The organism is Rhizobacter sp. P3_C12 (assembly GCF_056402735.1).
The window spans coordinates 1-12,856 of sequence record NZ_JBFUGW010000182.1 but is presented as its reverse complement, the minus strand read 5'-3'; the positions used below and the strand labels follow the sequence as shown (position 1 = coordinate 12,856).

Here is a 12,856-nt window from a genome sequence, read left to right as displayed (position 1 = left end):
TCGTAGACTGACTCATCGCCACTGTTTGACCACAACGAACGAAGTGAGTGGCGGGAGTTTGGCGATGCACCCCCGAAGCCGAGCTTCTTCGTGGAGTCGGCGCCCCCTGGGGCGACGACCGCCTCGGCATGAGCCCCCAGCCCATTCCCTCACCCGCCGCGCCGCGCCGTACCAAGACCACCGAACGATATGAACGCGACAGCCATCGAGTTCGACGAGGTCATCGCCGGCTACGGCGAGTTCATGATCCTGAACAAGCTCAGCCTGCAGGCCCGCAAAGGCAAGATCACGCTGCTGCTCGGCCCCAACGGCGCCGGCAAATCGACGGTGCTGAAGACACTGTTCGGCCTGCTGAAAGTGCGCCAGGGCCGCATCCGGCTCGATGGCAACGACATCACCGGCACCGGTCCCAAGGACCTGCTGCTCCAGCACGGCATCGCCTTCGTGCCGCAGGGCCGCAACCTGTTCGGCCAGCTCACCGTGTGGCAGAACCTCGAGCTCGGCGGCATCACGCTCGGCACGAAGACCACGCATGCGCGCATCCCCGAGGTGCTGGCCCGCTTCCCCCGCGTGCAGCAGCGCCTCCACAGCCAGGCCTCTGCCCTGTCCGGCGGCGAGCAGAAGCAGCTGGAGATCGCCCGCGCCCTGCTGCTGCGCCCGCGCGTGCTGCTGATCGACGAGCCATCGATCGGRCTCTCGCCGATCGTCGTGGCCGACGTGTTCATGCTGCTGCGCGAGCTCGCCGCCCAAGGCACCACCGTGCTGATGGTCGAGCAGAACGTGAAGAGCGCCCTGAAAGTGGCCGACGAGGCGATCGCGCTCGAATCCGGCCGCCAGGTGCTGCACCGCCCGGCAAGCGAACTGCTCGCCGATCCGCACATCGAGCGGCTGTTTCTCGGCGGCGCCCACGCGATCGGCACCACCGCCGCCGTCGCCTGACACCAGGAGGATTCGATGGACACCACCGCACAACGCGAAGGCGTCGGCCTGCCGGCCAACCCGCTCGGCATGGAAGGCATCGAGTTCATCGAGTACGCCACCACCCGGCCGCAGGCGCTCGGGCAGGTGCTGGAATCGATGGGATTCCACCCGGTCGCCCGGCACCGCTCGCGCGAGGTGCTGCTGTACCGCCAGGGCGGCATGAACGTCATCGTCAATGCGCATGCGCCGGAGACCGCCGGGCTGCAAGGCGAGAACCCGGCACCGGTCATCGCGGCGATCGCGCTGCGCGTGCGCGATGCGGCCAGCGCGCTGCAGCAGGCGCTGGAGCGCGGCGCCTGGGCCGTGCCGACGCAGGTGGCGGTGATGGAGCTCAACATCCCGGCGATCCACGGCGTGGGCAGCAGCCGCATCTACTTCGTCGACCGCCACCGCGAGTTCTCGATCTACGACGTGGACTTCGTGCCGATCCCCGGCGTCGACCCGCATCCGCCGGCACTGACCGGGCTGCACTTCTTCGGCGCGGTGCAGTACATCGGCGTCGACCGCTACGAGGACTGGATCGCGTTCTACGCCGAGCTGTTCGGCTTTCGCCCGCTGTCCGATGCGCTGCGCTTCGGCATCCTGCCCAAGGGCCACGTGCTGCGCAGCCCGTGCGGCAGCTTCTACCTGCAGCTGATCGAGCCCGAGGCCGAGTCGTTCGACGTCGACGGCGCGGAGTACCTGGCCCGCATCGGCCTCGGTGCACCCGATGTGCCGGCCAGCGTGGCGGCATTGCGTGCCCGTGGCGTGCTGTTCAACGAGACGCCCGCCGCCGCACCGGGACCGCGCGGCGCGCTGACGCGCAGCGAGCTCGGCAGCGTGAGCTTCGAGCTGGTGCACGACCGGCCCGGCGACGCGCCGTGAGGAGACGACGATGAGCCAGTTCACCGGCAACGTCGACGACTTCGGCATGGACACCATTTCGCTGGCCGGCAGCCTGCCCGACAAGCTGCAAGCCATGAAGGCCGCGGGCTTCACCCAGGTGATGCTGTCGGCACGCGACCTCGTCGGCCACCCGGCCGGCGTCGACGCCGCGGTGCAGGCGGTGCGCGACAGCGGGCTGCGCGTCACCGGCTTCCAGGTGCTGCGCGACTTCGAGGGCCTGCCCGGCGGCCTGCGCGAGTACAAGATCGACATCGCGCGCTCGATGATGGCGCTGTGCGCGGCGGTCGGCTCGCGCGTGCTGCTGGTGTGCTCGTCGACCTCGACGCATGCGAGCAGCGACCTCGACGACATCGCGCGCGACCTGCGCCGGCTCGCGGTGATGGCGGTGCCGTTCGGCATCCGCATCGCGTTCGAGGCGCTGTCATGGGGGCGCACGATCAACGAGTTCCCGGTCGCGTGGGACGTGGTCTGCCGCGCCGACATGCCCAACCTCGGACTGGCGCTCGACTCGTTCCACGCGTTCGCGATGCAGACCTCGCTGGACTCGCTGGACGAGGTCGATCCGCAGCGGATCTTCCTGGTGCAGCTCGCCGACTTCATGTGGAACGAGATCCGCTCGGTCGAAGAGCGCATCGACACCGCGCGCCACTTCCGCGTGTTCCCCGGCGAAGGTGCGCACAGCCGGCAGGCCGCCGAGATGGTGCTGCGGCTGGACCGGCTGGGCTACCGTGGCGACTACAGCTTCGAGGTGTTCAATGACGACTACCAGCAGATGCCGCTGCCGATGGTGGCGGCACGCGCCGCGCGCTCGGCGGCGTGGCTGGGGGAGACAGTGCTGAAGCGGTCRGTGCCGTTGCCGGGGGCGCTTCGGCTCAGAACGACACGCCCACGAACGCCCTGACCCCGTGCCCACGGGACGACCGCGCCGCGCCAGATAACGGTCGGCAGGAATGCCGATTGCTTGCTGCCGGCAAGCACAACGTGGCATTGAACGTGACGCCGGAGCCTTGCAGTTCTGACACGTCTCTCTGCCTTCATCGGCAATCGGGTCGGCAGGTTTTCCCGAGGAGGGCATCCGGGCCGCCTCGGTGACTGCGTTCCACGCACGGGAGAGTGTGATGAAGACATCCGCATTGTTCGCCTTGCTGATCTCGACGGGCATGGCCGCCACGGTCCAGGCCCACGAGTCCTCCGCCGAGTTCCAGCTCGATCCCATCGTCGGCCTGTCGGGCAGCGGGGCTTCGCTGCCGGGCACGGTCGGCCAGTGGCTCACGCCGAATTCCTACAGCGGCTCCACCACCGTCAGGTACACCTGGGCCGACGGGAGCCTGTCGTGGAACCAGGACACCTACACCTCGGCCGGGTTGCCGCTCGCGGACCGCAACGGCGATCCCTTCGGCCCGCGGCGCGAGCAGACCATGCCGGCACTGGCCGCCGATTCGCCTTCGGCCCACTCGCTGGTCGAGCCCGGCCACATGCTCGCGGGCGTGACGCGCGAGCATCCCTGGGACGAAGCCAACGCCAGTGCCAATTGGGAGCGCACGTTCTCGCTGCTGCCCAACACCTCCATCACCTTCTCCGGCACCGCAACCCTCAGCTCGGACCAGGCGACCACGCAGGAGACCACCTTCGCGGCCTCGCCCAACCTGAACCCGCAGTACGCGAACCGCGGCATCCTCTCGTTCCACAGCTCGCTCGGCGACGGCACGGGGTGGATCAACAGCATCGGCTTCATCGCACGCATCATGAACTTCGACCCGCGGCTGCCCGCCGGTTCTCCGTCGCTCGGCCGCGTGGGGTCGGTGGACGACTTCGCGTACAGCAGCGACGAGCAGGGCCACCTGTCGCTGACCCTGTTCAACCATTCCGACGAGCTGATGTTCACCAGCCTGTCCATCGGGGCGTTCGCCGTGGCGCCGTTCATCTCGCCGATCCCGGAGCCGTCGACCGCGGCGGCGATGCTGCTGGGCCTGGGGCTGCTGGCCTGGCGGCGCAAGGCCTCCAACCCGTCATCCACCCCCACCGTCGCCGGAGGCCTCGCATGAAGACCCGCATCCTGCTCATCGCGCTGGCGGCCGTCGGGCTGACCGGCCTGGCCCGCGCCGGCGACGTCAGCGTCGATTTCCGGCTGGACCCGCTCACCGGGCTGTCCACCGACGCGAGTTCTCCGCCCGGCACCGTGGGTCACTGGATCACACCCAACACCTTCTCCGGATCGACGACGGCGATCCACTACTGGGCGGACCAGTCGACCTCGTACCGCGAGACCTCTTTCGATTCGCAACGTCTCGCCGGCAGCGCCATCGGCACCCAGCCGTTCGGCAACTACAGCCGCGGCGTCGACCGGGTGGCGGCCGATGCGCCGTCGGCCCATGTGACGGTGGAGCCGGGGCACCTGCAGGCCGAGGTGTCGCGCCCGAAGATGGGCGACTCGGCGGATGTCCACCTGGATTGGCAACGCGCCTTCACGCTCGACCCGAACAGCTCCATCACGCTGTCGGGGCTGCTGACGCTCGATTCCACGGTGCCGCTCTCGCCGACGGCGAACTACGGCACCACGCCGAAGCCACGGGACACCATCGCGAACTCGGCCACGCTCTCGTTCCGCGACAACGCGAGCTGGGGCTCGGGCAACGGCATCACGCTCATCGCGAACATCCTGAACCAGGATCCGAGGGACTTCCACGCGCCGTTCCTGGGCATCGAGCCGGGGCCGGACGACTTCGCCTACAGCGCCGACCCGCAAGGGCACCTGTCGCTGACGATCTTCAACCGGTCCAACCAGTCGATGTTCGGCAGCTTCGAGATCCTGTTCCTGGCGTCGGTCGACCAGATGCCCATCCCGGAGCCGAGCACCTGGCTGGCGATGCTGGTCGGCCTGGCGGTGCTGTTCTGGCGGTACAGGCCTGCGGCAGGAAGGGCACCCGGGGGCGTTGTGAACCGTGGGTGATTTCCATGTCGCATCACGCATCGACCTTTGCACCAATCCATCGACACCGAGCATCTGCGCGAAAAGCGCCATGCGAATGGGCACGCCGTTGTCCGTCTGCCTGAAGATGGCCAGGCGGGGATCCGCATTGAGATCGACGCTCAGATCGAAGCGCCGGGCCGGCCATCGCGCGGCAATGGATGCATGACAACGGTGTCGGGTTTGCCCGTGGCATCCACGATGGCGCGATTGACTTCGAAACTCTGGTCGTAGCCATCAACCGATTCATCGGTGAACCGCTCCGTCTGGATCCGGGTGGCGTACAGGACGTCTGCGCCACTCACGGCACAGTCAAAGGAATAAGCGCGCCCGATTGAACGCTGTGCTGTCCCGCCACCTCGCCACTTCCCGAGCAGATGTTGCTCGCATTCAGCTCATTCCACTTCCTATTGGCGAGACACATGATTCGTCCCATGCGAAGCGATCGACCGAAACGTCCCCTTCGTCATTCAACTCAACCCATGGGAACTACCTGAAATGAAGCTCAAGAACAAAGTTGCATTCATCACTGGCGGCACGTCGGGCATCGGCCTGGAAACCGCGAAACTGTTCCAGGCCGAGGGGGCCCAGGTGGTGCTGGTCGGCTCGAACGCAGAGCGCCTGGCCGCGGCCGGCAACCAACTCGGCGGCAAGGCGCTGCTGGTGCGTGCCGACATCCGCAAGGTGGCTGACATCGAGCGTGCCGTCGAAGAGACGCGCGCCAAGTTCGGTCGCATCGACGTCCTGTTCGCCAACGCCGGAGCGACCACGGTCGCTCCGCTGGAGGCGGTGACGGAAGCGTATGTTGCCGACAACCTCGCGCTCAATTTCACCGGCACGTTCTTCACGATCCAGAAGGCGGCGCCGGTGATGGCTCAGGGCGGCAGCATCATCGTGACGACGTCGTTCCTGAACACGATCGGCTACGCGGGCCTGTCGATCCTGGCGGCGACCAAGGCTGCGGCGCGCTCGCTGGTTCGCACCCTGGGCGCAGAACTGGCGCCGCGCAGCATCCGCGTGAACGCGGTCAGCCCGGGCGCCATCGCGACACCCTTCTACAGCAAGATCGGCCTGCCCGACAACGTGCTGTCGGAGATCGCCGCCGGCATCACGCAGAAGGTCGGCCTGAAGCGCTTCGGCGATGCCGCGGAACTCGCGAAGACCGTGCTGTTCCTCGCCAGCGACGACTCGTCATACACGACCGGCACGGAGCTCGTGGTCGACGGCGGCCTGACCCAGTTTTGAGGACCCCATGGGAACGACGATCCAATTCAAGCGCCCGGATGGCCAGAAGCTGCCGGGGATCGCACGTTCATGTTCTTCGCCAAGCACCTGACGGGATGCGTCCGAAGTCTGCCAATGCCTCGCGAAGTTGCGGAACGGCGAAGTCGATGAATCGGCGGAGCTTGACCGGCATCATGTCGCGAGACAGGTGGACGAGATGCACCGGGATCGGCTCGACCTCGAATTCCTGCAGGATGAATCGGAGCTTCCCGGCGCGCACTGCCTCTGCCACGTCGTGCTCGAGCAGCATGGTCGCGCCCACGCCATCGATGGCGGCATCGGCGGCTGCGTCTGGCGACGACACGAGCAATCGCGGTGTGTCCGTGATCGTGTGCAGCTCGCTGGCTTCCGGATGGCGAAAGCGCCACGGCGACAGGAACGGGCTGTTGAACACGACGCGAGGGTAGTCGCGCAGATCCTCGGGGCTGCGCGGCACGCCCTGCTTCTTCAAAAGCGCCGGGCTGGCCACCACCACGACGCGCAACAGCCCGACCCGCGTGGCCACCAGGTTGCTGTCGCGCAGGCGGCCGATCCGCACCGCGACATCCGCGTGCGAGTCGACGAGGTCGATGTTGCGGTCGGATTGCAGGAGCTGTATGCGGATCTCGGGAAACTGCACAAGGAATTGATGGATGACGGGCAGTACCCGCAGCCGCGCCACCTGCACCGGCGTTGTCACGACGAGCTCGCCGCGTGGGTTCGTGAACTCACCGGCGGCGCGACGCTCCTGCTCATCGACCTGTTCGAGAATCTGCCTTGCTGCGGCAACGTAGTCGGCCCCCGCATCCGTCAGCGAGAGCTTGCGCGTCGTTCGAACGAGAAGCTTCGTGCCGACCATCGCCTCCAGGTCGTTGACATGGCGCGTGAGCGTGGCAACGGGAATCCGCAGTTGCCTGGCGGCCGCCGACAGGCTTCCCTCCTCGACGGAAGAAACCAGCATCGCCATCGCTTCCAGTCTGTCCAATTGACTCACCTCAACAAACCGACGGCGCAGAGCAGCCGGGCTGCGTCCATCGAACGGCCGCGCGCCCTCACTCTACATGGGCTCGATACGATGTCCCTGACCCTTCGCTGTTCCATCGGTGCTGCCGGTCGTCGATCAGACGCCACACATCGGCAGGCCGGGCGAGGCGCGAAAGCCATCAACACACGCTCGTCCGTTCGCGGGCTTGTGGCATGCTCGGTCTGGCAGGACCTTCAACATCCATCACACGAGAGAGCCAACACCATGGGCATCATCGGCACCATCCTCGTCGGGCTGATCGTCGGCGCGATCGCGCGCTTTCTGCTGCCAGGCGAGCAGAAGATGGGCTGGATCCTGACCTGCCTGCTAGGCATCGCCGGCTCGATGATCGCTGGCTTCGTCGGCCAGGCGATAGGCTGGTATTCGGTGGGGCAGCCGGCCGGATGGATCGCCTCGGTCATCGGCGCCATCGTGCTGCTGTTCGTCGTCAGCAAGCTCAAGGGCAGCAGCAGCTGACCGCGTTCGCGGTTCGACCGCACCTGCGCGAGCGGCGAGGCAACACGCCGCGGGGCTATCCGGGCTCGAGGCCTTCGGGGGTGAAGCCACCTCGCCCCGCGAGCCGTGGAGGCAGGCGCGTGCCTTGTCAGCTTCTTCGCTCACGACGATCGCAAGATGAGGTAACCAGAAGTCGCCGGTCGCGAATGGCAGGTTGTGGCCGACAGTGCAGGTTCGCCGCCTCGCTCGCGAGCAGTCGTTCGGAGGCCGTGCCGTCTCCGCTGGGCGATCGCTTGCAGGGCGACGGATGAAGGGGCACAGTCGGCCACCGTTGCGATCGTCAGCGCGCGCCGTCAATCGCAGACGAGAGGTATCGATACCAAGCTTCACAGTATGGCAATACGCAGAGCGACCGCGACAGCTAACGTCTCATGTCCATGCGCGTTTCCGAGCACGAAGCGCGTCGGTCGCCCCACCCGTAACGACGCAAATCCCATGACACTCGAAGGCGCAGACTTCGCGACGCTCAAGCGATTGCCCTCTGGCGCGCGCCCTGACGAAGAAATCCAGATCGACGGCTGGATTGCGCCATTCGAACCAGCGATGGCGGCGTCCTATTTCGCCCTGGTTTCGGAGGCTGCATGCTGCGTTGGTTGCCTGCCGAGCGACGCGAGGTCGCGCATTGAGGTGTTCGCGGCAGCGCCGATCGCGATCACCGGCGAGAGCGTCCGCCTCGCCGGCCGCCTGCGCGCGCTGCCGGATCACGATCCGTCTGGCTGGAAGTTCCAGCTCCACGACGCCCGTGTGCTCTGTCGGCAGCGCGCGCCGGATGTCCGATTCACCCGGCGCAATGCGCTGCGCGCGTTGGCGTGGGCCGCGGCAGCCACGCAGCAGGCCTGCACCAGCACCCCGGCCCACCTGCTCGCGACGCCTGCTGCGGCGTCCGCGCCGCACCCTGCGCCGAACGAGAGCCGCCGCCTGCTCGAATCAATGGCCAGCGTCGACATTCACACGCACGCCGGCCACATCCTCGGCCTGGACCGCGTCAAGCACGGTGGCCGCTTCTCGCCGGTCGCGGCCCCGATGCGCGACGGCGGCATGGCCGTGCTGTGCCTGGCCATCGTCTCCGACTCGCCAACGCACCACGTCACCGCCGAGAAACGCATCCGGCCTTTCCGTGACCCGCAGCCCGGCGAGCTGCAGGCCTACGGTGAAGAGTCGTTCCGGCGCGTGCACGAACTCGCGCGCGCGCAGGGCTTGCGCATTGTGCGGAGCGCGCGTGACCTGGACGAAGCTCGCAGCGCAGCACCTTCCATCATCGTCACCGCCGAAGGCGGCGACTTCCTCGAGGGCCAGGCCGACCGCGTCGACGACGCCTACGAGCGCTGGGCGCTGCGTCATCTCCAGCTCACGCACTACCGCGTCAACGACCTCGGGGACATCCAGACCGAGCCCCCGGTGCACGGCGGCCTGACGCAGGCCGGCGCTGAAGTGATACGGCGCTGCAACCGGCTCGGCATCGTGGTCGACGTCGCACACGGCACGTATGACCTCGTCCGCCAGGCCTCGTCTGTCACAGACAAGCCGCTCGTGCTGTCGCACACATCGCTGGCCGCAGCGTCGAGGCCACACAGCCGCCTGATCGCGGCGGATCACGCGCGCGCAATCGCGGGCACCGGCGGCGTGATTGGTATCTGGCCACCGGCTTCGATCTTCCCTGACCTGGCAGCCCTGGCTGTTGGCATCGCGCGGATGGCGGACGTCGTCGGGGTCGAGCATGTCGCTCTCGGCAGCGACATGAACGGTCTGGTCGGGCCGTCGACGTTCGCCTCGTACCGCGACCTGCCGGCTCTGGCCGACGCTCTGTTGCAGCATGGGTTCAACGCAGACGACGTGCAGCGCATCCTCGGTGGCAACTACGCTCGCGTGTTCCGCGCGAGCCTCGGTGACGGCGCCGTGCCATCGCAGGTCGAATCGTCCGGCGGGGCAACGTAGTCAGAGCCTGGCGGCCACCACGGCCGCGAAGGACTCAGTCCGGCCGCAACCGGCCGGTCACGAACGACGGCTTGCGGGTACGCTCGGAGTCATGGAAGATTGATCGCCTACCCTCCACCTCGCATCAAGGCATCCTGACCATGTCCACTGTCCGCGCCGGAAATCAAGCAGCGCTCGTCGTGGTTGACGTTCAAGTCAGCGTCGTAGCCGAAGCCTGGGAGACCACGCGAGTCGTCAACAACGTCGCGCGCGTTGTTGAGCGCGCCCGAGAGCAACTTGTCCCCGTGATCTGGGTGCAACATGACGACAAGGAACTCGTGCGCGACTCGCCGTCATGGCAACTGGTACCGGAATTGGTTCCCGCGCAAGGCGAAGCGCGGATCTACAAGCATTTCGAGTCGTCGTTCGAAGAGACGGGGCTCGAAGCCGAGCTTGCGCGCATCGGCGCGACGCACATCGTTCTGGCCGGCGCCGCGACCAACTGGTGCATCCGTGCCACCGCCTACGGCGCACTGGATCGCGGCTACGACCTGACTCTGGTCAAGGATGCGCACACGACGAAGAGTCTCGAACTTGAGAACGGGCCGAAGATTGAGGCCCCAAGCGTCGTTGCCGACTTAAACGTCGCGATGAAGTGGATCAGCTACCCCGGGCGGAAAAACGGAACCGCAACAGCAGAGGAAGTCGACTTTGCTACACCAGGCGGCGTTCGCTGAACAAGCGGCAGCCTTGCGCATGGCGGCACTGCGGCTTGACCCCTCGGTCGAGGCGAGGCCCAACGGCGGGCCACCAGGCCCGGGCTGGCGGCACGCGGTACATTTTCGTCGGCCCGGGCCTGGTGGCCCGCCGTTGGGCTCCGCCTCACCTCGAACGTTGAACGGCCGCTTTCCGGAGCCTTGCTCAGCTTGAGCCAACTTCCGCTATGAGCCGGCCATCGCCTATCAGCTCAACAAGAGAGCGGCTGTAGTCGGCCAGGAACTGTCTTTCGTGAATGACTGCTTCTGGCTGTGCGGCACAGTGTCGRCACGAGCGGATACCCAGCTAGCATTGCGCGACCCGATATCGGCGCGGATGTGCGCGCAACCACCTCTTCGACGTCAAACCATGACCAGCATCATTCTCATGTCTTCGTTCTTGGTCGTTGTTGCGGCCATCGGCGGGGTGGCAGTTCTGATTACTCGGCTCTTGCCGGTGAATCACGTGGTCAGGCTCAAGGTCGACGCCTTCGTCGTATGGGTCAGGGAGAACCCTCGACTCTTTGAAAAGCGATTGAAGCAGGTGGCCTTCACACTGGTTGTGCTGTTCTTCTTGTCTATCACGATCATCTACTCGTGATGCACGAAGCTGCTCACGAGTGCCCGCAGCCGGCCACAACCAGCCGGTCATGGGCGACCGCTTTCGGGTACGCTGGGCAGCGCGATGACCGAACTCCTACTGGGCTCTGAGTACGACGACGACCTGTTCTATCGACTCGTTGCCGAGGTCGAGACGATGGGCGGCTCAATCGTTGACAGAGAGTGGACCCTGGGCGGCCCCCAAGAAATCACGCTGTACGAAAACTTGCTCCCAGGCGCTGAGCTTGTGGCCGTCGCCCAATCCGGTGTCGGTTTGTCSCTTCGCGGAGAGYCGGCGCTAGTTGAAGCCCTCGCGGATCGCGTCGCTCCGAATCGGCCCGCATGAATGGCGCGGTTTCCGCATGTCGCTGATCGGCCACTATCGGCCGGTCGCAGGCGACCGCTTTGAGGTAGGCTGAAGCGCAATGGTTCTCGAGTCATATCCATTCAACTGGCGTACGCGTTCTCGCCGACCAAAATGAACATACGCCGTCTCATCGTCAGTCTCTTCATCAGCGTCCTCCTCGTTGCGGCGGCCTTTGGTGGGGCCGGCGAAGCTCTGAGTCGGCCTGCAACGGGATCTGTCGGCCCCGCGCCGTTGGATCTGCACGCCACCTCGGTCGTCATTCGCACAGCTTCCGGTGGAGCCGTTTCTGGTTGGCTTGTTCTTGGCCGGCCTCGCTCGGGTGCGGTCCTTCTATTGCATGGCGTACGGAGTGATCGGCGACAGATGATCGAACGTGCCAGGTTGCTCAGTGGTTTGGGGTATACGGCATTCCTGATCGACCTTMCCGCTCACGGCGAGAGCACTGGTGACCGAATCACATTCGGAGTTCGTGAAGCCGAAGGTGTCAGGGCCGCATTGGACTATCTCCGGAATCGACTCCCAGGCGAGAGAATCGGAATCGTCGGAGTGTCACTCGGTGCGGCATCTGCGGTGATTGCGAAAGCGGTACCGTCACCGGACGCGGTTGTTCTGGAGTCCATGTTCCCAACCATTGCAGAAGCGGTCTCCGACCGGCTGGTAAGGCAGTTGGGGCCGGCCGGGCGATATCTGGCCCCGCCCTTGCTGTGGCAACTCCCGCTGCGTCTCGGACTGCATCCTGAACAGATTCAGCCAATCATGGACATCCCGTCGCTGAATGCGCCCGTCCTCATCGCCTCAGGCACAGCGGACGAGCACACAACCCTCGCGGAGAGCAAGCGCATATTCGAGGCGGCACGTGAGCCAAAACAATTCTGGGCAGTCGAAGGGGCTGCTCATGTAGACCTCTATAGGCATGGCCCAAAAGCGTATCAAAGCACGGTCCTGCCGTTCCTGGAAAAGCACCTCCGAAGTGGGATCTGATTCCTTCGTCAGCCACGTATGCAAGCGCTGGTGCTGCCTGCCAGCCGGGTCAGTTTCTGCCGCCCCGGGCCATGTGCTCGAATGCCGGAGGCCGGCCACGAACTGCCGGTGATGAACGTCCACTCGCGGCTGACCCGGCGGGCATGTCGCGGAGTGGGCTTCGTTCTAAAACGGCAACACCTCCGTCAGAATTCCCAGATATGGCCTACTTCACCGTTTCGCTGAATGAGCATGTCATAGCTTGCGCCGGCTCGCCGGAGGTAAGTGTGCTCACGGCAACTATCGTCGCAACGGCCCGCGGTGCCGCGCAGCTCACTCTCAATAGTTTGACTACCGCAGGTGGCGAACAACGTTCTGAGCACTGGCCATTGTGGAATCTCTCGCCGCAAGATCAGGTATGCATTGCGTACACCGCCGCGGGCAAAGTGACCATCCCAGTCAGCACGGGAGTCGAGCCGGACCTACCATTCGACGAAACCCTGGCCCGCCTTCGGCAGAGCTTTCCGCAACTGCCTGAGCCGCGGGCCAAAGCGTTCTCTCATACGCGCGCGCCGCGCCGCGCCTGTTTGAGCGTAACCACGGATGCTGGCTCAGGTGTCGAA

13 protein-coding genes and 1 pseudogene are annotated in these 12,856 nt (G+C 65.9%); 12 read left to right on the top strand and 2 right to left on the bottom strand.

Features of this window, described 5'->3' with window-relative positions:
• Nucleotides 1–189 precede the first annotated feature (189 nt).
• From AC1DXV_RS23505 to AC1DXV_RS23485, 5 genes are all read left to right on the top strand, one after another.
• A complete protein-coding gene (locus tag AC1DXV_RS23505) occupies nucleotides 190–939 on the top strand; it encodes an ABC transporter ATP-binding protein (protein ID WP_477871815.1) in 750 nt (249 codons plus the stop codon).
• A gap of 15 nt (nucleotides 940–954) precedes the next feature.
• The gene (locus AC1DXV_RS23500) at nucleotides 955–1,845 is read left to right on the top strand and encodes a VOC family protein (RefSeq protein ID WP_477871813.1); all 891 of its coding nucleotides are present in this window, start codon (nucleotides 955–957) and stop codon (nucleotides 1,843–1,845) included.
• A 10-nt stretch (nucleotides 1,846–1,855) separates the two neighbouring features.
• Nucleotides 1,856–2,767: a sugar phosphate isomerase/epimerase family protein gene (locus AC1DXV_RS23495; RefSeq protein ID WP_477871811.1), complete on the top strand. Its 912-nt coding sequence runs from the start codon at nucleotides 1,856–1,858 to the stop codon at nucleotides 2,765–2,767.
• A gap of 217 nt (nucleotides 2,768–2,984) precedes the next feature.
• On the top strand, nucleotides 2,985–3,911 hold the full coding sequence (locus AC1DXV_RS23490; protein ID WP_477935803.1) for a PEP-CTERM sorting domain-containing protein: 927 nt from the start codon (nucleotides 2,985–2,987) through the stop codon (nucleotides 3,909–3,911).
• A complete protein-coding gene (locus AC1DXV_RS23485; RefSeq protein WP_477873116.1) occupies nucleotides 3,908–4,816 on the top strand; it encodes a PEP-CTERM sorting domain-containing protein in 909 nt (302 codons plus the stop codon). The genes AC1DXV_RS23490 and AC1DXV_RS23485 overlap by 4 nt, the downstream gene beginning before the upstream one ends.
• On the opposite strand, the pseudogene AC1DXV_RS23480 reads toward AC1DXV_RS23485, so the two are convergent.
• A pseudogene (locus tag AC1DXV_RS23480) lies at nucleotides 4,811–5,136 on the bottom strand (aspartate carbamoyltransferase); the annotation flags it as partial. The gene AC1DXV_RS23485 and the pseudogene AC1DXV_RS23480 sit on opposite strands and share 6 nt — an antisense overlap.
• A 196-nt stretch (nucleotides 5,137–5,332) precedes the next feature.
• On the opposite strand from AC1DXV_RS23480, the gene AC1DXV_RS23475 reads away from it, so the two are divergent.
• Nucleotides 5,333–6,079, top strand: a complete 747-nt coding sequence (locus AC1DXV_RS23475; protein WP_477935801.1) for an SDR family oxidoreductase — start codon at nucleotides 5,333–5,335, stop codon at nucleotides 6,077–6,079.
• Nucleotides 6,080–6,146: 67 nt separating this feature from the next.
• Here the strand turns inward: AC1DXV_RS23475 and AC1DXV_RS23470 are convergent, their stop codons facing one another.
• Nucleotides 6,147–7,082, bottom strand: a complete 936-nt coding sequence (locus AC1DXV_RS23470; RefSeq protein WP_477871469.1) for a LysR family transcriptional regulator — start codon at nucleotides 7,080–7,082, stop codon at nucleotides 6,147–6,149.
• 264 nt (nucleotides 7,083–7,346) lie between these two features.
• On the opposite strand from AC1DXV_RS23470, the gene AC1DXV_RS23465 reads away from it, so the two are divergent.
• From AC1DXV_RS23465 to AC1DXV_RS23440, 6 genes are all read left to right on the top strand, one after another.
• On the top strand, nucleotides 7,347–7,598 hold the full coding sequence (locus AC1DXV_RS23465) for a GlsB/YeaQ/YmgE family stress response membrane protein (RefSeq protein WP_477871471.1): 252 nt from the start codon (nucleotides 7,347–7,349) through the stop codon (nucleotides 7,596–7,598).
• 474 nt (nucleotides 7,599–8,072) lie between these two features.
• Entirely contained in the window at nucleotides 8,073–9,572 is a 1,500-nt protein-coding gene (locus AC1DXV_RS23460) for a dipeptidase (RefSeq protein WP_477935799.1), read from the top strand.
• A gap of 140 nt (nucleotides 9,573–9,712) precedes the next feature.
• Nucleotides 9,713–10,288 carry an isochorismatase family protein gene (locus AC1DXV_RS23455; RefSeq protein WP_477874268.1) on the top strand — a complete coding sequence of 192 codons (576 nt, stop codon included), beginning with the start codon at nucleotides 9,713–9,715 and terminating at the stop codon, nucleotides 10,286–10,288.
• Nucleotides 10,289–10,676: 388 nt separating this feature from the next.
• On the top strand, nucleotides 10,677–10,907 hold the full coding sequence (locus tag AC1DXV_RS23450; protein WP_477935797.1) for a hypothetical protein: 231 nt from the start codon (nucleotides 10,677–10,679) through the stop codon (nucleotides 10,905–10,907).
• 729 nt (nucleotides 10,908–11,636) lie between these two features.
• Complete coding sequence (locus tag AC1DXV_RS23445; protein WP_477935795.1) at nucleotides 11,637–12,254, top strand: alpha/beta hydrolase; 618 nt, start codon at nucleotides 11,637–11,639, stop codon at nucleotides 12,252–12,254.
• 200 nt (nucleotides 12,255–12,454) lie between these two features.
• Nucleotides 12,455–12,856: hypothetical protein (locus tag AC1DXV_RS23440; protein WP_477935793.1), on the top strand; the 402-nt coding region annotated here is incomplete at its 3' end.

Coding starts and splice junctions, on each gene's coding strand:
- AC1DXV_RS23500 (WP_477871813.1), top strand. CDS start 955: ATGGACACCACCGCACAACGCGAAGGCGTCGGCCTGCCGGCCAACCCG.
- AC1DXV_RS23455 (WP_477874268.1), top strand. CDS start 9,713: ATGTCCACTGTCCGCGCCGGAAATCAAGCAGCGCTCGTCGTGGTTGAC.
- AC1DXV_RS23465 (WP_477871471.1), top strand. CDS start 7,347: ATGGGCATCATCGGCACCATCCTCGTCGGGCTGATCGTCGGCGCGATC.
- AC1DXV_RS23450 (WP_477935797.1), top strand. CDS start 10,677: ATGACCAGCATCATTCTCATGTCTTCGTTCTTGGTCGTTGTTGCGGCC.
- AC1DXV_RS23490 (WP_477935803.1), top strand. CDS start 2,985: ATGAAGACATCCGCATTGTTCGCCTTGCTGATCTCGACGGGCATGGCC.
- AC1DXV_RS23475 (WP_477935801.1), top strand. CDS start 5,333: ATGAAGCTCAAGAACAAAGTTGCATTCATCACTGGCGGCACGTCGGGC.
- AC1DXV_RS23460 (WP_477935799.1), top strand. CDS start 8,073: ATGACACTCGAAGGCGCAGACTTCGCGACGCTCAAGCGATTGCCCTCT.
- AC1DXV_RS23485 (WP_477873116.1), top strand. CDS start 3,908: ATGAAGACCCGCATCCTGCTCATCGCGCTGGCGGCCGTCGGGCTGACC.